At 72.3% G+C, this 19,977-nt stretch carries 18 protein-coding genes; 8 read left to right on the top strand and 10 right to left on the bottom strand.

Annotation, left to right across the window (positions count from 1 at the left end; translation table 11 throughout):
- Window positions 1-53: 53 nt before the first annotated feature.
- From EF918_RS18755 to EF918_RS18740, 4 genes are read right to left on the bottom strand one after another with little or no spacing between them, the layout of a single operon-like run.
- Window positions 54-1,454, bottom strand: a complete 1,401-nt coding sequence (locus EF918_RS18755; RefSeq protein ID WP_125647474.1) for an FtsW/RodA/SpoVE family cell cycle protein — start codon at window positions 1,452-1,454, stop codon at window positions 54-56.
- A complete protein-coding gene (locus EF918_RS18750) occupies window positions 1,442-2,746 on the bottom strand; it encodes an LCP family protein (RefSeq protein WP_125647471.1) in 1,305 nt (434 codons plus the stop codon). The genes EF918_RS18755 and EF918_RS18750 overlap by 13 nt, the downstream gene beginning before the upstream one ends.
- 57 nt (window positions 2,747-2,803) lie before the next feature.
- Window positions 2,804-4,300: a HAMP domain-containing sensor histidine kinase gene (locus EF918_RS18745; protein ID WP_260610348.1), complete on the bottom strand. Its 1,497-nt coding sequence runs from the start codon at window positions 4,298-4,300 to the stop codon at window positions 2,804-2,806.
- Entirely contained in the window at window positions 4,293-4,976 is a 684-nt protein-coding gene (locus EF918_RS18740; protein ID WP_125647468.1) for a response regulator transcription factor, read from the bottom strand. Before EF918_RS18740 ends, EF918_RS18745 begins: the two co-directional genes overlap by 8 nt.
- 311 nt (window positions 4,977-5,287) lie before the next feature.
- Between EF918_RS18740 and groES the strand changes: the two genes are divergently transcribed.
- A complete protein-coding gene (groES, locus tag EF918_RS18735) occupies window positions 5,288-5,596 on the top strand; it encodes a co-chaperone GroES (RefSeq protein WP_007265952.1) in 309 nt (102 codons plus the stop codon).
- Between the two features lie 138 nt (window positions 5,597-5,734).
- Complete coding sequence (gene groL / locus EF918_RS18730; protein ID WP_125647465.1) at window positions 5,735-7,363, top strand: chaperonin GroEL; 1,629 nt, start codon at window positions 5,735-5,737, stop codon at window positions 7,361-7,363.
- A 99-nt stretch (window positions 7,364-7,462) separates the two neighbouring features.
- On the opposite strand, the gene EF918_RS18725 is transcribed toward groL, so the two are convergent.
- The 3 genes from EF918_RS18725 to EF918_RS18715 all read right to left on the bottom strand — a co-directional run bounded on the left by EF918_RS18725 (window position 7,463) and on the right by EF918_RS18715 (window position 9,732).
- The gene (locus tag EF918_RS18725) at window positions 7,463-8,158 is read right to left on the bottom strand and encodes an ester cyclase (protein ID WP_125647462.1); all 696 of its coding nucleotides are present in this window, start codon (window positions 8,156-8,158) and stop codon (window positions 7,463-7,465) included.
- Between the two features lie 61 nt (window positions 8,159-8,219).
- Window positions 8,220-8,993: an SDR family oxidoreductase gene (locus tag EF918_RS18720; RefSeq protein ID WP_125647459.1), complete on the bottom strand. Its 774-nt coding sequence runs from the start codon at window positions 8,991-8,993 to the stop codon at window positions 8,220-8,222.
- Window positions 8,994-9,018: 25 nt separating this feature from the next.
- Window positions 9,019-9,732: an MOSC domain-containing protein gene (locus EF918_RS18715; protein WP_125647456.1), complete on the bottom strand. Its 714-nt coding sequence runs from the start codon at window positions 9,730-9,732 to the stop codon at window positions 9,019-9,021.
- Between the two features lie 80 nt (window positions 9,733-9,812).
- On the opposite strand from EF918_RS18715, the gene EF918_RS18710 reads away from it, so the two are divergent.
- Complete coding sequence (locus EF918_RS18710) at window positions 9,813-10,742, top strand: LysR family transcriptional regulator (protein WP_125647453.1); 930 nt, start codon at window positions 9,813-9,815, stop codon at window positions 10,740-10,742.
- 101 nt (window positions 10,743-10,843) lie between these two features.
- Here the strand turns inward: EF918_RS18710 and EF918_RS18705 are convergent, their stop codons facing one another.
- Complete coding sequence (locus EF918_RS18705) at window positions 10,844-11,161, bottom strand: WhiB family transcriptional regulator (protein WP_125647450.1); 318 nt, start codon at window positions 11,159-11,161, stop codon at window positions 10,844-10,846.
- A 387-nt stretch (window positions 11,162-11,548) separates the two neighbouring features.
- Between EF918_RS18705 and EF918_RS18700 the strand changes: the two genes are divergently transcribed.
- The 4 genes from EF918_RS18700 (at window position 11,549) to EF918_RS18685 (ending at window position 16,071) form a co-directional block, all read left to right on the top strand.
- Complete coding sequence (locus EF918_RS18700) at window positions 11,549-12,160, top strand: response regulator transcription factor (RefSeq protein WP_003948568.1); 612 nt, start codon at window positions 11,549-11,551, stop codon at window positions 12,158-12,160.
- A 375-nt stretch (window positions 12,161-12,535) separates the two neighbouring features.
- The gene (locus tag EF918_RS18695) at window positions 12,536-13,165 is read left to right on the top strand and encodes a sigma-70 family RNA polymerase sigma factor (RefSeq protein ID WP_125647447.1); all 630 of its coding nucleotides are present in this window, start codon (window positions 12,536-12,538) and stop codon (window positions 13,163-13,165) included.
- 119 nt (window positions 13,166-13,284) lie between these two features.
- Complete coding sequence (gene guaB / locus EF918_RS18690) at window positions 13,285-14,790, top strand: IMP dehydrogenase (protein WP_125647444.1); 1,506 nt, start codon at window positions 13,285-13,287, stop codon at window positions 14,788-14,790.
- A 156-nt stretch (window positions 14,791-14,946) separates the two neighbouring features.
- Window positions 14,947-16,071 (top strand): GuaB3 family IMP dehydrogenase-related protein, encoded by a 1,125-nt coding sequence (locus tag EF918_RS18685; protein WP_125647441.1) that lies wholly within the window; start codon window positions 14,947-14,949, stop codon window positions 16,069-16,071.
- Window positions 16,072-16,153: 82 nt separating this feature from the next.
- On the opposite strand, the gene EF918_RS18680 is transcribed toward EF918_RS18685, so the two are convergent.
- Together EF918_RS18680 and EF918_RS18675 are read right to left on the bottom strand one after the other, a co-directional pair.
- Window positions 16,154-16,627 (bottom strand): hypothetical protein, encoded by a 474-nt coding sequence (locus EF918_RS18680; protein ID WP_185921811.1) that lies wholly within the window; start codon window positions 16,625-16,627, stop codon window positions 16,154-16,156.
- A gap of 111 nt (window positions 16,628-16,738) precedes the next feature.
- Complete coding sequence (locus EF918_RS18675; protein ID WP_125647438.1) at window positions 16,739-17,968, bottom strand: nucleotide sugar dehydrogenase; 1,230 nt, start codon at window positions 17,966-17,968, stop codon at window positions 16,739-16,741.
- A 269-nt stretch (window positions 17,969-18,237) separates the two neighbouring features.
- On the opposite strand from EF918_RS18675, the gene EF918_RS18670 reads away from it, so the two are divergent.
- Window positions 18,238-19,977: glycerol-3-phosphate dehydrogenase/oxidase (locus EF918_RS18670; RefSeq protein ID WP_260610346.1), on the top strand; the 1,740-nt coding region annotated here is incomplete at its 3' end.

The raw sequence follows: 19,977 nt of genomic DNA, 5'->3' as shown, positions 1-19,977 counted from the left end.
GGCCCCCGCTCCCTTCCGCCGCCCGGCCGCGCCGCCCGGCCCCGCCGCCCCGCTCAGGCCGCCAGGGCGGCCGGTGGCGGGGTGGGGTCCGGGGCGCGGGCGTCCGCCTCCCGGCTGCGTTCGGCGCTGTCGCTGATGCGCAGCAGCAGGGCGATCATGATCCAGTTGGCCAGCAGGGACGAGCCGCCGCTCGCCAGGAACGGGATCGCCTTGCCCGTCAGCGGGATCAGGCCCGTCACCCCGCCGGCGACGATGAACACCTGGAGCGCCAGCCCCGCGGAGAGCCCCACCGCCAGCAGCTTGCCGAACGGGTCGCGGGCCCCCAAGGCCATCCGCAGGCCGCGCTGGACCAGCAGGCCGTACAGCAGCAGCACCGCCATCAGCCCGGCCAGCCCGAGCTCCTCGCCGACCGAGGTCAGGATGAAGTCGCTGCGCCCGGCGAACTTGATCATCTCGGGCGAGCCCTGCCCCAGCCCGGTCCCCGTGATGCCGCCCGTGCCGAGGCTGAACAGCGCCTGGGCCGACTGGTCCGAGGTCAGGCCCGGCGGCCGCTGGGCCTCCGGCAGGAAGATGGCCATCGGGTTCAGCCAGGCCTGCACGCGGTTCTTCACGTGCGGCTCGGTCGAACCGACGACGAACGCGCCGACCCCGGCCATCAGCAGGCCCGTCAGGATCCAGCTGGTCCGCTCGGTCGCCACGTAGAGCATGACCACGAACACGCCGAAGAACAGCAGCGAGGTGCCCAGGTCCCGTTCGAAGACGAGCACCAGCAGCGAGACGATCCATACCGTGATGATCGGACCGAGCTGCCGCATCGGGGGCAGCCGCATGCCCAGGAACTTGCGCCCGGCCAGCGCCAGCGTGTCCCGGTGGACCACGAGGTAGCCCGCGAAGAACACCGCGATCATGATCTTCACGAACTCGCCCGGCTGGAGGGACATCCCGCCGATGATGATCCACCGCTTCGCGCCGTAGGTGTCGGCACCGAAGAAGGCCGGCGCGATCAGCAGCACCAGCGCGACGGCCATCGTGAGGTAGATGAAGCGCTGCAAATACCGGTGGTCGCGCAGCAGGGCCACCACCCCCAGGCACACCCCGACCCCGACGACCGACCACACGAGCTGCCCGGGGGCGACCGGCGCGGAGCCGTACCGGTCGAGGTACCCCTGGTCCAGTCGGTGCAGCAGGACGAGCCCCATCCCGGTCAGCAGCATCGCCAGCGGCAGCACCAGCGGGTCGGCGTACGCGGCGAAGCGCCGCACGCCGAGGTGGCCCACCAGGGCCAGCAGGGTCATGCTGACGGCGAAGCCGGCCAGGTTCTCGGGCAGCACGCCGTTCATGGCCAGGCCCGCGCTGGCGTGCCCGAACACGGTGATCGCGACGACGAACAGCAGCAGCAGCGCCTCGGTCCGGCGGCGGGCACCCGCCGCCGTCAGCGGCCTCAGTCCACGCACGGGACGCCGCCGCCGTCGAGGGCGGTGCCGTTGTTCCGCTGCTCGGCAGGGGCCTGGGAGGACGGTGAGGACGCAGGGGCCGAGGGGTTCGCGGGGGCCGGGGAGGATGCGGCGCCCGGTGCTTCCGGGGTCGGAGCCGTCTTCTGCCCGATCTGCTCGGCAATGAGGCGCTTTATCTTCATATCATCTACGACGTTGATGTCCTCCCCATGGTTCCTTCCGAACCGCTCCACGGGAAGGGTCGTGAACTCCACCCGGCCCCCCGACAGGTTCTTCGCCTGCTGGACGAACGACAACAGGTCCCAGCCCTCGTCCGTCACCACGTCCTGTTTCGCCGTGTCCAGCAACCGCATCAGCTTCACCGGATCGGTGAAGGTCCCGGCCTGGTTCAGCTTGTACGTCGCCCCCGCCAGGAACGCCTGCTGGCGCTTGGTCCGGTCCAGGTCGCCCATGTCCAGCCCGTGCCGCTGGCGGACGAAGGCCAGCGACTGCTGCCCGTTCAGGGTCTGCCGCCCGGCCGGGAAGTCCGCCCCCGACCACTTGTCCTTGACCGGCTGCTTCAGGCACACCGGTACGCCGCCCAGCGCGTCGGCCAGGTGGTAGAAACCGGCCAGGTTCACCTCGGCGAAGTGGTCGACCGGCACGCCCAGGAAGCTGCGGACCGTCTCGATCTCCGCCTTGCGGCCGGCCTCCCGGCCCTCCTGCTCCAGCCGCCGCCGGTCCTTGACCCCCTGCGCGGAGAGCTCCTCCTCCCGCTTCGCCTTGGCCAGCCCGTACGCCTTCTTGATCTTGTCCTTGCCGGTGAACCCGGGCACGCCCTTGAGCTCGACGAAGTCGTCGCGCGGCACCGAGAAGGCCTTGGCCCGGCTGCCGTCGGCGGGCACGTGCAGCAGGATCAGGGTGTTGGTGTTGTAGCCGCCGATGTCCGAGCTGCCCGCGTGGAGCTTGTCCAGCACGTCCTGCGGCAGTGGCTCGCCGTTCCGGTCGCGCCGGCTGTCCAGGCCCATGAGCAGGATGTTGAGGTCCCCGCCCTTCGACTTCTCCGCGCCCTGGAGGGCCTTGGAGCTGCCGATCGTGCCGACCAGGTCGTCGTACAGGTACCAGGCGGTGCCGCCCGCCAGCACGGTCAGCGCGCAGGCCGCGGCCAGCAGCACCCGGCCGGTCCGGCGCCGCCTGCGCCGGCCGGGGCGCCCCGTGCCGCCCGGCCGCGGGACCGGCCCGTCGGCGCCGTACGTCGTGGCCGGGCCGTACGCGGCGGCCCGCTCGGTGCTCTTCCTCCGCTGCCCGCTCATGGCAGTCGATGCTGCGGCGGCCCGGCTGAAGGAGACCTGAGGATCCTGAAGGCGCCTTCAGCTCCGGGGGCCCGGGCCCGGGCGTGCCTGCAGGTGCAGGGTCAGGCGGGCGCCGCCCGCCGGGCCGCGGGCGGCCGTCAGGTCGCCGCCGTGGGACCGGGCGATCTCCCGGGCGATGGACAGGCCGAGCCCTGTGCCGCCGCCGGCCCGGCCCCGGTCGGCGTCCAGCCGCACGAACCGCTCGAACACCCGCTCCCGGTCGGCCTCGGCGATGCCCGGCCCGTCGTCGGTCACCTCCAGCACGGCCGCCGCGCCGCCGCCCCCGGCCCCCTCCGTCGGGGCCGCGTACGCCCGGACCACGACCTCGGTACGGGCGTGCCGCAGGGCGTTGTCGACCAGGTTGGCCAGCGCCCGCTCCAGCCGCTCCGGGTCGCCCGCGGCCGGGACCGGGGCCGGGGCGTCCAGCCGTAGCCGCACCCGCGGGGCCGCGCGCCGGGCCAGGTCCTCCGCGGCCAGCAGGGCCAGGTCCACCGGCTCGTGGCGCGGCGGTGCGGCCGGGCCGTCCAGCCGGGCCAGGAGCAGCAGATCGGCCGCGATCCGCTGGAGCCGCTCGGTGTCGGCGAGCGCGGCGGCGACCGACTCCCGGTCGGGGTCGGCCAGGGCCACCTCCAGCCGGGACCGTACGGCGGCCAGCGGATTGCGCAGCTCGTGCGAGGCGTCGGCGGTGAACTGCCGCTGCCGCGCGTCGGCCGCGGCCAGCCGGTCGAGCGTGGCGTTCACGGTCCGGGCGAGCTCGGCGATCTCGTCCGCCCCGCCGGGGTCGGGGACCCGCCGGTCGAGCGCGCTGGCGGTGACCGCGGCCAGCTCGGTGCGGATCGCGGTGACGGGCCGCAGCGCGTGGCCGGTCACCCACCAGGCGAGCACCGCGGCGAACGCGATCAGCGGCGGGGCCCCGGCCAGCAGGCCGACCGCGATGGCCCGGGTCGCGTCGTCCACGTCGCCGAGCACCGTCATCGCGTAGACGAGGTGCGGGTCGTCGGCCTCGGGCGCGCCGTGCGCGGTCACGACCACCAGCACCCGGCGCTCCCCGCCCGGCCGCGCGGGCGGCAGCACGGTGGCCCGCGCGTCGTTGCCCGGGCCGGGCCGCAGCGCGTCGGGCCCGGGCAGCCCGGCGGCGTCGCCGCTCGCGGCCACCGTCCGCCCGTGGGAGTCCCGTACGAGGACCAGGTCGACCCCGTTCTCGGGCGCGGGCAGGTCCCCGTCGGCCGGCAGGGACCGGCCGTCGACCTGGGCGGCCACCTTGCGGGCGGCGAGCTCGGTGCGGCCGGTGGTGGTGTCCAGCAGGTTGGCGCGCAGCAGGGCGTGCAGCCACAGTCCGCCGCCGGCGAGCACGGCCGCCATGGCCAGCGCCCCGGCGACCGCGGCCCGCCCGCGCAGGCTCAGCGCCGGCCGGCGGCGGGGCCGCGGCCCGGGCCGGGGCTCGTGCCCGGGCCGGGGCTCGTGCCCGGGCCGGGGCTCGTGCTCGGGCCGGCGGCGCGGACCGGGCCTAGCCACCGTCGGGGGCCATGCGGTAGCCGGTGCCGTGGACGGTCAGGATGGAGCGGCGGCCGAAGGGGGCGTCGATCTTCCGGCGCAGCGAGGAGACGTAGACCTCGACGATGTTGGGGTCGATGCCCTGCGGGGAGTCCCAGACCTCGTCGAGGATGTCCTGCTTGGCGACGGCCAGGCCGGGCCGCTCCAGCAGACAGGCCAGGACGCCGATCTCGCGGGCGGTCAGCTCGATGTCCTGCTCACCGCGGCGGCAGCGCCGCCCGGCCGGGTCCAGCACGAGGTCACCGGCCTGGAGGGTGACCGGCCCGGCGGGGGCGCCGCCGCGCCGGGCGAGGGCGCGCAGCCGGGCGCCGAGCACCACGAAGGAGAACGGCTTGGTGAGGTAGTCGTCGGCGCCCGCGTCCAGGCCCTCGGCCTCGTCGTGCTCACCGTCCTTGGCGGTCAGCATCAGCACCGGGGTGGTGTCGCCGTGGGCGCGCATCCGGGTGCAGATCTCGTGCCCGCTCAGCCCCGGCAGCATCCAATCCAGCAGCACCACGTCGTACGGGCCGCCGCTGAGGGCCAGCTCCAGCCCGCGGTGCCCGTCGTGCGCGAGCTCGACCCAGTGCCCCTCGGCGCCCAGCCCGCGCCGCAGGGACTCGGCCAGTCCCGTTTCGTCCTCGACCACCAGAATCCGCACCGGTCAAGCCTCACATATCGCCCGTAGTTGCCCGCCGGCCGGGCCACGGGCAGGCCACGGGCGGCCCTCCGGCGACCGGACAGATGGCCGAGGAGACCCCCGTTCGCCTGACACCCGCTGGGAATCGGACGGAGCCGTTTGGCACTCCGCTTGACCGAGTGCTAATCGCCGGAATAGTCTCGGGCCTGGCACTCGCCCCTGGTGAGTGCCAACACAGCGACGGGCAGGTCCGGCACCCGCGACGACGGATCCACCTGGTCGCCACCTCAGACAGTTAACCCCGTGAGATCTCCGAAGGGGGAGGTCGGATCGTGACGACCGCCAGCTCCAAGGTTGCCATCAAGCCGCTCGAGGACCGCATCGTGGTCCAGCCGCTCGACGCCGAGCAGACCACGGCCTCTGGCCTGGTCATCCCGGACACCGCGAAGGAGAAGCCCCAGGAGGGCGTCGTCCTCGCCGTGGGCCCGGGCCGCTTCGAGGACGGCCAGCGTCTGCCGCTCGACGTGAACGTCGGCGACATCGTGCTGTACAGCAAGTACGGCGGCACCGAGGTGAAGTACAGCGGCGAGGAGTACCTCGTCCTCTCGGCCCGCGACGTCCTCGCGATCGTCGAGAAGTAATTCACTTCTCCAGTTTTGTCTTGAGCTACGCCCCTGGTCACCCCTGCTGATGCCGGGCGGCGAGGGGCGTAGTTCGTTTTTCCAGAGGCGGTCGCGGCGAGCGGCCGGGGATCGCAACGAGAGGGCTGAACCGCTCCCATGGCGAAGATTCTGAAGTTCGACGAGGACGCCCGTCGCGCCCTCGAGCGCGGCGTCAACAAGCTGGCCGACACCGTCAAGGTGACCATCGGCCCCAAGGGCCGCAACGTCGTCATCGACAAGAAGTTCGGCGCGCCCACCATCACCAACGACGGTGTCACCATCGCCCGTGAGGTCGAGCTGGAGGACCCGTACGAGAACCTGGGCGCCCAGCTCGTGAAGGAGGTGGCGACCAAGACCAACGACATCGCGGGTGACGGCACCACCACCGCCACGGTCCTGGCCCAGGCGCTGGTCCGCGAGGGCCTGCGCAACGTCGCCGCCGGCGCCTCCCCGGCCGCCCTGAAGAAGGGCATCGACGCCGCGGTCAAGGCGGTCTCCGAGGACCTGCTCGCCACCGCCCGTCCGATCGACGACAAGGCCGACATCGCCGCCGTGGCCGCGCTCTCCGCGCAGGACCAGCAGGTCGGCGAGCTGATCGCCGAGGCGATGGACAAGGTCGGCAAGGACGGTGTCATCACCGTCGAGGAGTCCAACACCTTCGGCCTGGAGCTGGAGTTCACCGAGGGCATGGCCTTCGACAAGGGCTACCTCTCGCCGTACTTCGTCACCGACCAGGAGCGGATGGAGGCCGTCCTCGAGGACCCCTACATCCTGATCCACCAGGGCAAGATCTCCGCCATCCAGGACCTCCTGCCGCTGCTGGAGAAGGTCATCCAGGCCGGTGGCTCCAAGCCGCTGCTGATCATCGCCGAGGACGTCGAGGGCGAGGCCCTGTCGACCCTGGTCGTGAACAAGATCCGTGGCACCTTCAACGCCGTCGCCGTCAAGGCGCCCGGCTTCGGTGACCGCCGCAAGGCGATGCTCCAGGACATGGCCACCCTCACCGGTGCCACCGTCATCGCCGAGGAGGTCGGCCTCAAGCTCGACCAGGCCGGTCTGGACGTGCTGGGCTCCGCCCGCCGCGTGACCGTCACCAAGGACGACACCACCATCGTCGACGGCGCCGGCTCCAGCGACGACGTGCTGGGCCGTGTCAACCAGATCAAGGCCGAGATCGAGGCCACGGACTCCGACTGGGACCGCGAGAAGCTCCAGGAGCGCCTCGCGAAGCTGGCCGGCGGCGTGTGCGTGATCAAGGTCGGCGCCGCCACCGAGGTGGAGCTGAAGGAGAAGAAGCACCGTCTGGAGGACGCCATCTCCGCGACCCGCGCCGCGGTCGAGGAGGGCATCGTCTCCGGTGGTGGCTCCGCCCTGGTGCACGCCTCCAAGGTCCTCGCCGACAACCTCGGCAAGGACGGCGACGAGGCCACCGGTGTCGCGGTCGTCCGCAAGGCCGCCGTCGAGCCGCTGCGCTGGATCGCCGAGAACGCCGGCCTGGAGGGCTACGTCATCACCTCCAAGGTCTCCGAGCTCGACAAGGGCCAGGGCTTCAACGCCGCCACCGGCGAGTACGGCGACCTGGTCAAGGCCGGCGTCATCGACCCGGTGAAGGTCACCCGTTCCGCCCTGGAGAACGCCGCCTCCATCGCCTCCCTGCTGCTCACGACCGAGACCCTGGTCGTCGAGAAGAAGGAAGAGGAAGAGGCCGCCGCGGGCCACGGCCACGGTCACGGCCACAGCCACTGAGGCGCCACGGCCGCTGAAGGCCGGTGCCTGAGAAGGCCCCCGTCGCACCCGGTGCGACGGGGGCCTTCCCGTTGCCGATCTGCTGATCGGCTCAGCTGTTCACTCCAGGACGCCGAGCTGCCGCATCAGCGACATGGCGTCGAAGTGCCACCAGCCTTCGGCGATCTGGCCGTCGTGGCACCGGAAGGTGGTGGTGCCGTTCATGGTGCAGGTCTTGCCGGTGGGCTCCACGCCCATGAACTCGCCCTGGTGCCGGCCGGTCCAGGTCCACACCGTCGTGACGTAGTCGCCCTGGGCGAGCTGCGCGTCGGTCTTGAAGGAGAAGGCGAAGGCGTCGCGCCAGCTCTTGGCGTCCTCGTGCATGACCCGGCGCCCGCGCGCGGCCTCCTGACCCTTCATCACGTCGTGATCGACGTAGTCGGCCGCGAAGAGCTCGTCGATCGTCTCCAGCTTCCCCTGGATGAGGACCTCGTCGAACATCCGGTTCACGAGCAAGGTGTTGAGGCTCTCGTCCCGCACCACGTCGAGGTTGGTGAACGTGGGCATCCCCTCGCACAGGGCCACCATCTCCTGGAACATCTTGTCCGTCTCCGGGAGCTGAGAGTTCCTCATGGCTTCCTCGTACGAGGGGAATTCCACCATTTCCACGTAGTGGTCCTCGGTCTCGCGGTCCTTGCCCATGACGCTGTGGGTGACGGTGCGCTTGCCCTGGCTCATCTCCACGTACCGGTCCAGCAGCTTGTTCAGGTCGTCGGCCCGACGTGTCTTGTAATCGATTATCTGTACGAATGTCATGGTGTCTCCCCGGCTGGATGGGACATGTCCAGTTTAGGGAGATTTCACCCGTTCGGTTGGTTTACTGGGGCCCGTACTTCCGCCCGGTCCGCGAGCTCACCCCGCCCAGCAGCCCTCGCGGGGTCAGCTTCACCAGACCCATCAGCGCCTTGTACCGCGGGTCCGGGATCGACACCGTCCGGCCGCGCGCCAGATCGGCCAGGGCCTCGGTGACCAGCTTGTCGGCGTCCAGCCACATCCAGTTGGGGATGTTGTCCGTGCCCATGCCCGCCCGCTGGTGGAACTCCGTACGGACGAAGCCCGGGCACAGCGCCATCAGCCGCACCCCGGAGTCCGCCAGGTCCCGCGCCGCGCCCTGGGTGAACTGCACGACCCAGGCCTTGCTCGCCCCGTACGTGCCGCGCGGGACGAACGCGGCCACCGAGGCGACGTTCACCACCGCGCCCCGCCCGCGCGAGCGCATCGACTCCGTGGCCGCCGAGGTCAGCCGCAGCACGGCCTCGATGTGCACCTTGAGCATGGTCAGCTCGTCGGCCATCGGAACCTCCAGGTAGCGGCCCTTGTTGCCGAAGCCCGCGTTGTTGACCAGCAGGTCCACCGGGTGGGTGCGGTCCGACAGCCGCCGCTCCACCGCCGCGATGCCCTCCTCCGTGGAGAGGTCCGCGGTGAGCACCTCGGCCTCGATGCCGTGCCGGTCGTGCAGCTCGGTGGCCTGCTCCCGCAGCCGCTTGGTGTCGCGGGCCACCAGCACCAGGTTGTGCTTCTGGGCGGCCAGGCGGCGGGCGAAGGCGGCGCCGATGCCCGCCGTGGAACCTGTGATCAGCGCAGTCGTCATGTGCGCAACCTAGTCGCCCCCGGCGTCAGTTCCGTACGTCACCGTGCTTGGCCAGCCACGTGTGCACCTTCTCGTGCGCCTCCGGCTCCATGGCGTCACCGGCCGCCAGGGTGCGCGGCAGCAGGGACCGCTCGGTGGTGAAGGCCCGGAACCACAGGGCCACCGTCACGTCGTGGTCGGGCCGGTGCACCACCTCGATCGGGTCACCGGGGGAGACGGACCCCTCCCGCACCACCCGCAGGTACGCGCCCGGCAGGTGGGCCTGCGTGAACCGCCGGACCCAGCCCTTCTCGTCCAGATGACCCTGGAAGGTCCGGCAGGGGATCCGGGCCGAGGCCACCTCCAGCACCACCTGGGGGCCTATCCGCCACCGTTCGCCGAGCAGGGCGCCGTTCACGTCGAGGCCGGAGGTGGTGAGGTTCTCGCCGAAGATCCCGCCGGGCAGCTCCCGGCCCAGCTCCCGCTCCCAGTGGTCGAGGTCCTCGCGGGCGTAGGCGTAGACGGCCTGGTGGTCGCCCCCGTGGTGGCGCCCGTCGCAGACGGCGTCCCCCTCGATCCCGCTCCCCCCGGTCCCCTTGGGGCCCGGCGCGAAGATGCGGACCGGGCCGGCCACGGGCCGCTTGGCGATGCCCGTCACCCCGCCCTCGGCGTCGGTGTACGCGGCGGCGGTGGCGCGGCCGGCGTTGACGGAGAGGAGGCGTGCGGGCGCCGGCGGATCCAGGGGGTTCGCGGTGGTCATGGGGTGACGCTACTGCGCAGGCCCCCAAAGCGGCTCGTCATTATTGGCGCGGGCGTCAAAGCCGGGCTTATGCTTCAGGGGTGATCGAGGCACGTCATCTCCGGGTCCTGCGCGCCGTGGCCGCCACCGGATCCTTCTCCGCCGCCGCCCGCGAGCTGGGCTGCACCCAGCCGGCCGTCTCCCAGCAGATGAAGGCGCTGGAACAGTCCGCGGGCACGCCGCTGCTGGTCCGTACCGGCCGCGAGATGCGGCTGACCCAGGCCGGCGAGGCGCTGGTCCGGCACGCCTCCGGGATCCTGGCGGGCCTGACCGCCGCCGAGGAGGAGGTCGCCGCCATCGCCGGTCTGCGCGCCGGCCGGGTCCGGCTGGTGTCGTTCCCGAGCGGCAGCTCCACGCTGGTGCCGACCGCGCTGGCCGCGATGCGCGCCGAGCACCCCGGCACCCGGGTCTCGCTGGTCGAGGCCGAGCCGCCGCGGTCGGTGGAGATGCTGCGCGAGGGCGACTGCGACGTGGCGCTGGCCTTCCGCTACGCGGGCGCGGCCGGGTCGGCGGGCGCCGCGGCCCCGGCCGGCGGGGAGGTCGGGGAGTGGGCCGACCTGGTGGTCCGGCCGCTGCTGACCGACCGGCTCGTGGGCCTGGTGCCCGAGGGGCACCGGCTGGCCGGGGCCGAGCGGCTGGGCATGGCGGAGCTGGCCGACGAGCCGTGGATCGCCGGCTGCCCGCGCTGTCGCCGGCACCTGGTCGACGTGTGCGAGGGCGCCGGGTTCACCCCGCGCATCGACTTCGCGACCGACGACTACCCGGCCGTGGTCGGGCTGGTCGGCGCCGGACTGGGCGTGGCGGTGCTGCCCGAGCTGGCGGTGGAGTCCGTACGGGCCAAGGGCGTGGCCATCGTCGCCGTACGGCCGGCCGTGGAGCGCGAGGTGGTGGCGCTGACCCTGCCCGACCTGGCGCGGGTCCCGGCGGTGGCGGCGACCCTCGCGCAGCTGGAGCGGGCCGCGGCCCGCTGACCCCCGCGGGGGCGGGGGCCGCGGTGCGGTCGTGGCCGGGGCCGCCGCCGTACGGCCGGGGAGTGCGGCGGCCCGGGCCGGCTCTTCGCAGAATCGTTACTTCATTCGGTCCCGCCGACGCTGGTGGCGGGGATGAGACGGTGCCGGGCGCGGCCCATCAGTTCTTCGCGCTCGTCCTCGGTGAGGCCGCCCCACACCCCGTAGGGCTCACGGACGGCGAGCGCGTGCGCGGCGCACTCCGCGCGCACCGGGCATCGCATGCAGACCTCTTTTGCCGAGGCCTCGCGCGCGCTCCGGGCCGCGCCCCGCTCGCCCTCCGGGTGGAAGAAGAGGGAGCTGTCGACTCCGCGGCAGGCGGCCAGGAGCTGCCAGTCCCACAGGTCGGCGTTCGGTCCGGGGAGGCGGGAGAAATCTGCCATGGGTAGTCCTCGTAGTCCTCGTTCAGCCGGTACTGAGGCGGATACGGTCCCTGCAGCCATATCTACGATCAGATCAGACGTAAATATGACTCTTGTGAATCTAGCCTCAGTTACCTGCCGAACGGAAGGAAAGCCGCCAAATAGGGCATAGCTCCAGATGGAGGACACGCGACTTGTGGCGCCCGCGCCGTGACGGACTCCTCACGTAGAGTGCCGAAGGTGTCCGTCCGACCCGTAACTCTTTCGAGTGACCATCGTTGAGAGTGCGAAGGCGGTTGAACGAAGAGGTTCCCGGACAGGTGTCCGAGGGCATCGACCGCACAGGTGACGATACGTACCAGCCTGGAGGCTCAAGGTGACGCGCATCAGCAGCTGCGGAGGGCGGTCATGACATCCGTCCTCGTCTGCGACGACTCCCCGCTTGCCCGAGAGGCGCTCCGCCGGGCGGTGGCCACCGTGCCCGGCGTCGAGCGCGTGACCACGGCCGCCAACGGCGAGGAAGTACTCCGCCGCTGGGGTGCCGACCGCTCCGACCTCATCCTGATGGACGTCCGGATGCCCGGCCTCGGCGGTGTCGAGACGGTCCGCCGGCTCCTCTCCGCCGACCCCGGCGCCCGCATCATCATGCTGACGGTCGCCGAGGACCTGGACGGGGTGGCCCTCGCGGTCGCCGCCGGCGCCCGGGGATACCTGCACAAGGACGCGTCACGCGCCGAGCTGCGGGCCACGGTCACCCAGGCGCTCGCCGACCCGACCTGGCGACTGGCCCCGCGCCGGCTCCGTTCGGCCGAGATGGGCGCCGCGCCCACGCTCACCGCGCGCGAGATCCAGGTGCTGGAGGGCATGAGCCACGGCCGGTCCAACGCGGAGATCGGGCGCGAGCTCTTCCTCTCCGAGGACACGGTCAAGACCCACGCCCGCAGGCTCTTCAAGAAGCTCGGCGCCTCCGACCGGGCGCACGCCGTGGCGCTCGGGTTCCGCTGGGGCCTGGTCCGCTGACCGCCGACCGCTGACCGCCCGGCGCCGACCGCGGGCGCCGACCGCGCGTTCCCGTCCGCCGTAGGCGGGCGGGGCGGCACGCCGCTGGTGGTGCGCTCGGGTCCGGCTCGGCCCGGCGCATCCGGTGGGTGACGGGGGGATTGGCGGGGTGTGATTCGGGGGACGTGTCGGTTCGTGCGCGATGCCGCATCCTTGAGGTGTGCCGCATTCTTGGAGATGTGGAGTCCTCGACAGATGTGGAGTCCTCGGGACTGTCCGGCCGAGCGGGAGGGGAAGGCGCAGACGATGACCTCAGGCGCGCCCGCTCATAACGCTTCGATGCACAACACGGACCGCGGTGCCACGAATCCTCCGGCGCCGAGGCACCATGGAATGATGCGCGACGACGAGGCCCTGGGGTCCCCTGTGGCCACAGGACCGACCGGCGCCGCCAAGGGCGGCTCTGCCGGCGCCGTCGGCGGGCTGGTCCGCCGCGCCGTGGAGGGCGACGAGCAGGCGACCCACGACCTGCTCGCCCACGTGCACCCGCTGGCCCTGCGGTACTGCCGCACCCGGCTCTCGCGGCTGCCCGGTGACGCCCGCCACTTCGTGGAGGACCTGGCGCAGGAGGTCTGCGTCGCCGTCCTGATGGCCCTGCCCCGCTACCGCGACACGGGCCGCCCCTTCGAGGCGTTCGTCTTCGCCATCGCCGCGCACAAGGTCGCCGACCTCCAGCGGGCGGCGATGCGCCATCCCGGCAGCACGGCCGTGCCCTCGGACGAGATGCCCGAGCGGCCGGACGACTCGCTGGGCCCGGAGGAGCGGGCGCTGCTCAGCAGCGACGCCGAATGGGCCAAGAAGCTGCTGGCCAACCTTCCGGAGACGCAGCGCGAGCTGCTGGTGCTGCGCGTCGCCGTCGGGCTGACGGCCGAGGAGACCGGCCAGATGCTGGGCATGTCCCCGGGCGCGGTCCGGGTGGCGCAGCACCGGGCGCTGAGCCGGCTGCGGGCGCTGGCCGAGCAGTGACCGGCGCAAACTCGTAGGAACAGACGAAAATTCCGCTCGATCTTGATCGTGGAATGAGACGCCTCGGTATCCCGTTAGCATGGACATCCGCGCTGAGCAAGACCATCTGGGAAGGTGTCATGACTGTCAACGGTGACGGAGTGCCCGACAAATTCGCGTCGCTCGGGCTGACTTACGACGACGTCCTGCTCCTGCCGGGCGCGTCCGACATGGCGCCGGACGAGATCGACACCTCCTCGCTCATCTCCAGGAACGTCCGGGTCAACATCCCGCTGCTCTCGGCGGCCATGGACAAGGTCACCGAGGCGCGCATGGCCATCGCGATGGCCCGCCAGGGCGGCGTCGGCGTCCTGCACCGCAACCTCTCCATCGCCGACCAGGCCAACCAGGTCGACCTGGTCAAGCGCTCCGAGTCCGGCATGGTCACCGACCCGATCACGGTCCACCCGGACGCCACGCTCCGCGAGGCCGACGAGCTCTGCGCCAAGTTCCGCATCTCCGGCGTCCCGGTCACCGATCCCGCCGGCAAGCTGCTCGGCATCGTCACCAACCGCGACATGGCCTTCGAGTCGGACCGCAGCCGCCAGGTGCGCGAGGTCATGACCCCGATGCCGCTGGTCACCGGCAAGGTCGGCATCTCCGGCGTGGACGCCATGGAGCTGCTGCGCCGCCACAAGATCGAGAAGCTGCCGCTGGTCGACGACGCGGGCATCCTCAAGGGCCTCATCACCGTCAAGGACTTCGTCAAGGCGGAGCAGTACCCGAACGCCGCCAAGGACAAGGACGGCCGCCTGCTGGTCGGCGCGGCGGTCGGCGTGGCCGGCGACGCCTACGAGCGCGCCCAGGCGCTCATCGAGGCCGGCGCCGACTTCATCGTGGTCGACACCGCCCACGGCCACTCCCGGCTCGTCGGCGACATGGTCGCCAAGATCAAGTCGAACTCCTCCGTCGACGTCGTCGGCGGCAACGTCGCCACCCGCGACGGCGCCCAGGCGCTGATCGACTCGGGCGTCGACGGCATCAAGGTGGGCGTCGGCCCCGGCTCCATCTGCACCACCCGCGTGGTCGCCGGCATCGGCGTCCCCCAGGTCACCGCCATCTACGAGGCCTCGCTGGCCGCCAAGGCCGCGGGCGTCCCGGTCATCGGCGACGGCGGCCTGCAGTACTCCGGCGACATCGCCAAGGCGCTGGTCGCCGGCGCGGACACCGTCATGCTCGGCTCGCTGCTCGCCGGCTGCGAGGAGTCCCCGGGCGAGCTGCTGTTCATCAACGGCAAGCAGTTCAAGTCCTACCGCGGCATGGGCTCGCTGGGCGCCATGCAGTCCCGCGGCGACCGCAAGTCGTTCTCCAAGGACCGCTACTTCCAGGAGGGCGTCGGCGGCGACGACAAGCTGATCCCCGAGGGCATCGAGGGCCAGGTGCCCTACCGCGGCCCGCTGTCCGCGGTGGTCCACCAGCTCGTCGGCGGCCTGCGCCAGTCGATGTTCTACGTCGGCGGCCGGACCGTGCCGGAGCTCCAGGACCGCGGCCGCTTCGTCCGCATCACCTCGGCGGGCCTCAAGGAGAGCCACCCGCACGACATCCAGATGACCGTCGAGGCGCCGAACTACTCCCGCAAGGGCTGAGCTCCCGCAAGGGCTGAGCGCGCAGGCGCCGAGGGGCGGGACCGCACGGCGGTCCCGCCCCTTCGCCGTGCGTCCGTACAGCGGTCACGGGAACGCGGCCGTCCGCCCTTCGGGGATACTGGACGGGCAGTAGCCAAAAGGGAAAGGCCACCACACGTGACTGAGATCGAGATCGGGCGCGGCAAGCGCGGCCGCAGGGCGTACGCGTTCGACGACATCGCCATCGTCCCGAGCCGGCGCACCCGGGACCCGAAGGAGGTCTCGATCGCCTGGCAGATCGACGCCTACCGCTTCGAGCTCCCCTTCCTGGCCGCCCCCATGGACTCGGTGGTCTCCCCGCAGACGGCGATCCGCATCGGCGAGCTCGGCGGCCTCGGCGTGCTGAACCTCGAAGGCCTGTGGACCCGCTACGAGGACCCGCAGCCGCTGCTCGACGAGATCGCGGAGCTCCCCGAGGAGGCCGCCACCCGGCGCCTGCAGGAGATCTACTCCGCCCCGATCCAGGCCGACCTGATCGGGCAGCGCATCAAGGAGGTCCGCGACTCCGGCGTGGTCACCGCCGCCGCGCTCTCCCCGCAGCGCACCGCCCAGTTCTCCAAGGCCGTCGTGGACGCCGGCGTCGACATCTTCGTCATCCGCGGCACCACCGTCTCCGCCGAGCACGTCTCCGGCGCCGCCGAGCCGCTGAACCTCAAGCAGTTCATCTACGAGCTCGACGTCCCGGTCATCGTCGGCGGCTGCGCCACGTACACCGCGGCCCTGCACCTGATGCGCACCGGCGCGGCCGGTGTCCTGGTCGGCTTCGGCGGCGGCGCCGCCCACACCACCCGCAACGTGCTGGGCATCCAGGTCCCGATGGCCACCGCCGTCGCCGACGTGGCCGCGGCCCGCCGCGACTACATGGACGAGTCCGGCGGCCGGTACGTCCACGTCATCGCCGACGGCGGCGTGGGCTGGTCCGGCGACCTGCCCAAGGCCGTGGCCTGCGGCGCCGACGCCGTGATGATGGGCTCCCCGCTGGCCCGCGCCACCGACGCCCCCGGCAAGGGCCACCACTGGGGCATGGAGGCCGTCCACGAGGACGTGCCGCGCGGCAAGAAGGTGGACCTGGGCACGGTCGGCACCACCGAGGAGATCCTCACCGGCCCGTCCCACAGCCCCGACGGCTCGATGAACCTCTTCGGCGCCCTGCGCCGCGCGATGGCCACCACCGGCTACAGCGAGCTCAAGGAGTTCCAGCGCGTCGAGGTCACCGTGGCCGACTCCCAGCACCGCCGCTGACCCCACCACCACAGCCCGAAGGGCCGGCCCCGAGCGTCGGGGCCGGCCCTTCGGCGTGCGCGGGCGGTCGGTCGGGCGCCGGTCAGGCGGCGGTCTTGCGGGCCGTCTGGAAGGCGACCACGGCGCCGATCGCGAAGAACAGGAACGAGATCGGGCTCAGGTCCGCCTGCCAGGCCTCCTGGACCAGGTCCAGGTGCTCGGTGAGCAGCTCGACCACGCCGACCGGGGCGGTCTTCGCGCCGATGATCGCCGTGCCCAGGAGCTGGCCGCCGTAGACGGCGCCGAGGGAGAGGATCGCGCTGACGACCGGCAGGACCGGGTTGGCGCCGCCGGCCTTGGCCGCCGCGAAGCCGATGAGGAAGCCGACGCCGAGGGCGGCGTAGCCGATCTCGTGCTCGGTGCCGCCGATGATCCCGCCGTACGCGCCCGCCGCCACCAGGGCGGCGACGAAGGCGGTCACGATACCGAGGCCGACGTTGCCCCGGGCGGCGGGGGCCGGCGGGTAGCCGACCGGGGGAGCGGCGTCGGGCGCGGGCGGCTGGAACTGCTGGCTCATGGAGTAATCCCCCCCAGGGATTGTTGCGCACATACGTTCCCTGGGATGTATGTGCGAGATAAGTGACGCCGCACAGTAACAGCCCCGCGCGGTCGGCGGCGGAGGGTTTTCTCAGAGCCGGTGGGCCGCGCCGGCCGGGCTGGCGCCCCGGGTGTCCAGGAGGAGCTGGGCCTTGACCGCCAGGCCCTGGAGGTCGTAGGTGCGGTGGTGCTGGAGCAGGATGGTGAGGTCGGCGCCGGCGGCGGCCTCGTAGAGGGACTCGGCGCGCGGGACGGGCTGCTCGCGCACCCGCCAGCCCGCCACGTACGGGTCGTGGTAGCTGATCAGGGCGCCCAGGTCGAGCAGCCGGCCGGCGATCTCGCGGGCCGGTGAGCCCTCCTGGTCGGCGAGGTCGGGCTTGTAGGTGACGCCGAGCAGCAGCACCCGGGCGCCTCGGGCGGACTTGCCATGCTCGTTCAGCAGGGCGGCGCAGCGCTGGATGACGTACTGCGGCATCCGGGCGTTGATCTCCTGGGCCAGACCCACCATGCGCAGCGGGTGACCGGGGGTGCGCGTGGTGTGAGGGAGGTAGTTGGGGTCGATGGGGACGGCGTGGCCGCCGACCCCGGGGCCGGGGCGGAAGGCCTGGAAGCCGTACGGCTTGGTCTCGGCGCAGCGGACCACGTCCCACAGGTCCACGCCGAGGTCGTGGCAGAGCACCGCCATCTCGTTCATCAGGGCGATGTTGACGTGCCGGTAATTCGTCTCCAGGAGCTGGACCGTCTCCGCCTCGCGCAGGCCGCGGGCACGGACCACCTTCTCGGTCAGCCGGGCGTAGAAGGCGGCGGCGGACTCGGTGCAGGCGGGGGTGAGGCCGCCGATCACCTTGGGGGTGTTGGCGAAGGTGTACGTGCGGTTGCCCGGGTCGAAGCGGCTGGGGGAGTAGGCCAGGTGGAAGTCCCGACCGGCGCGCAGCCCCGAGCCCTCCTCCAGCAGCGGACGCAGGTAGTCCTCGGTGACACCCGGATGGACGGGCGACTCCAGGATGACGGTGGTGTTCGGGCGCATCCGGGGGGCCAGCGCCCGGGCGGCCGCCCCGACGGCGGTCAGGTCCAGGGCGCGGTCGGGTCCGAGCTGGACCGGGGCGCACAGGACCGCGGTACGGACCCGGCCGAGGTCGGCGGGGTTGGTGGTGACCCGGAAGCCGGCCGCCGACATGCGGCGGATCTCGGCGGCGGTCAGGCTGGAGTCGGTGGCCGGTCCGCTGTCGTAGCCGACGGTCTCGATGCCGGCGGCGACGGCGGCCTGGGCGAGTGGGAGGCCGAGATGGCCGAGTCCGATGACGGCGAGATCTGCGGGCATGGGTGCCGTCCCTTTCCCTGGCATGAGGGTCCCTGGAGTCGCTGGGGCCCCGAACGGGCGGGGTGGAACGCGCGCGTTCCGCGCAGCGGCTGCACGGACGAAGAGGTGGCGCTATGTCAGACTAGGCTTATATATGACCGATCTGCGGCATTGTGGACAGGTGGCCACCGTTGTGTTGTCCACAGGCGGTGGCCGAGGTCGGGACGTCCCGTCAGAATCGTGACCAAGGGGGACGTGAGCGGGTTCGCCCGCACCAACGGGAGGCAGCCGTGAGGACAGCGACACTGGGGCCCGAGCAGCGCGCCGAGGCGCTCGCCCGGATGGCCGAGCGCGAGCTGGACGTGCTGGTGGTGGGAGCCGGGGTGGTGGGGGCCGGCACCGCGCTGGACGCGGTGACCCGAGGCCTGTCCACCGGCCTGGTCGAGGCCCGGGACTGGGCCTCGGGCACCTCCAGCCGGTCCAGCAAGCTCATCCACGGCGGCCTGCGCTATCTGGAGATGCTCGACTTCGCCCTGGTGCGCGAGGCCCTCAAGGAGCGCGGCCTGCTGCTGGAGCGGCTCGCACCGCACCTGGTCAAGCCGGTGCCGTTCCTCTACCCGTTGCAGCACAAGGGCTGGGAGCGGTTCTACGCCGGCTCGGGCGTCGCCCTGTACGACGCCATGTCGGTCTCCTCCGGCCACGGTCGCGGCCTGCCCCTGCACCGGCACCTGACCCGGGGGCGCGCCCTGCGGGTGGCGCCGTGCCTGCGCAAGGACGCGCTGGTGGGCGCCCTGCAGTACTACGACGCCCAGATGGACGACGCCCGTTACGTGGCCACGTTGGTGCGCACCGCCGCGGCCTACGGCGCGGACTGCGCCAACCGGGCGAGGGTGGTCGGCTTCCTGCGGGAGGGCGAGCGGGTCGTCGGCGCCACCGTGCAGGACGTGGAGGGCGGCGGGGAGTACGAGATCCGCGCCAAGCAGGTGGTCAACGCGACGGGCGTGTGGACGGACGACACCCAGGCGCTGATCGGGGAGCGCGGCCAGTTCCACGTCCGCGCGTCCAAGGGCATCCACCTGGTCGTCCCGAAGGACCGCATCCACTCGACCACGGGGCTGATCCTGCGCACGGAGAAGTCCGTCCTGTTCGTCATCCCCTGGGGCCGGCACTGGATCGTCGGCACCACCGACACCGACTGGGACCTGGACAAGGCGCACCCGGCGGCGTCCAGCGCGGACATCGACTATCTGCTGGAGCACGTGAACTCGGTGCTGGCGGTGCCGCTCTCCCGGGACGACGTGGAGGGCGTGTACGCGGGCCTGCGGCCCCTGCTGGCCGGGGAGTCGGACGCCACGAGCAAGCTGTCGCGCGAGCACACGGTCGCCCATCCGGTGCCGGGGCTGGTGGTCGTGGCGGGCGGCAAGTACACGACGTACCGGGTGATGGCCAAGGACGCGGTCGACGAGGCCGTGCACGGCCTCGACCAGCGGGTGGCCGCGTGCGTCACGGAGGACATCCCGCTGGTGGGCGCCGAGGGGTACAAGGCCCTGTGGAACTCCCGGGCCCGCATCGCCGCGCAGACGGGTCTTCATGTGGCCCGGGTGGAGCACCTGTTGAACCGGTACGGCTCGCTGACCGAGGAGCTGCTCGAACTCGTCGCCTCCGACCCCTCGCTGGGCGAGCCGCTGGCCAACGCGGACGACTATCTGCGCGCCGAGGTGGTGTACGCGGCCTCGCACGAGGGGGCCCGGCACCTGGACGACGTGCTGACGCGGCGGACCCGGATCTCGATCGAGACGTTCGACCGCGGGACGCTGTCGGCGCAGGAGTGCGCCGAGTTGATGGCTCCGGTCCTGGGGTGGGACGAGCAGCAGGTGGCCAAGGAGGTCGCGCACTACGAGAAGCGGGTCCACGGGCTCGGTCATCACGGCCGTGAGGGTGGCGAGGGCGTTGCCCTTGTCGTACGGGGGGACGCCCTCGACGGCGGCGTAGAGCAGGCCACCGAGGGACCACATGTCGGCCGGCGGGCC

Origin of the sequence: Streptomyces sp. WAC06614, assembly GCF_003949795.1 — a bacterium.
In the GTDB taxonomy this organism is placed as follows: domain Bacteria; phylum Actinomycetota; class Actinomycetes; order Streptomycetales; family Streptomycetaceae; genus Streptomyces.
The sequence above is the reverse complement of the archived record's forward strand: the minus strand, read 5'-3'. Positions and strand labels throughout refer to the sequence as shown.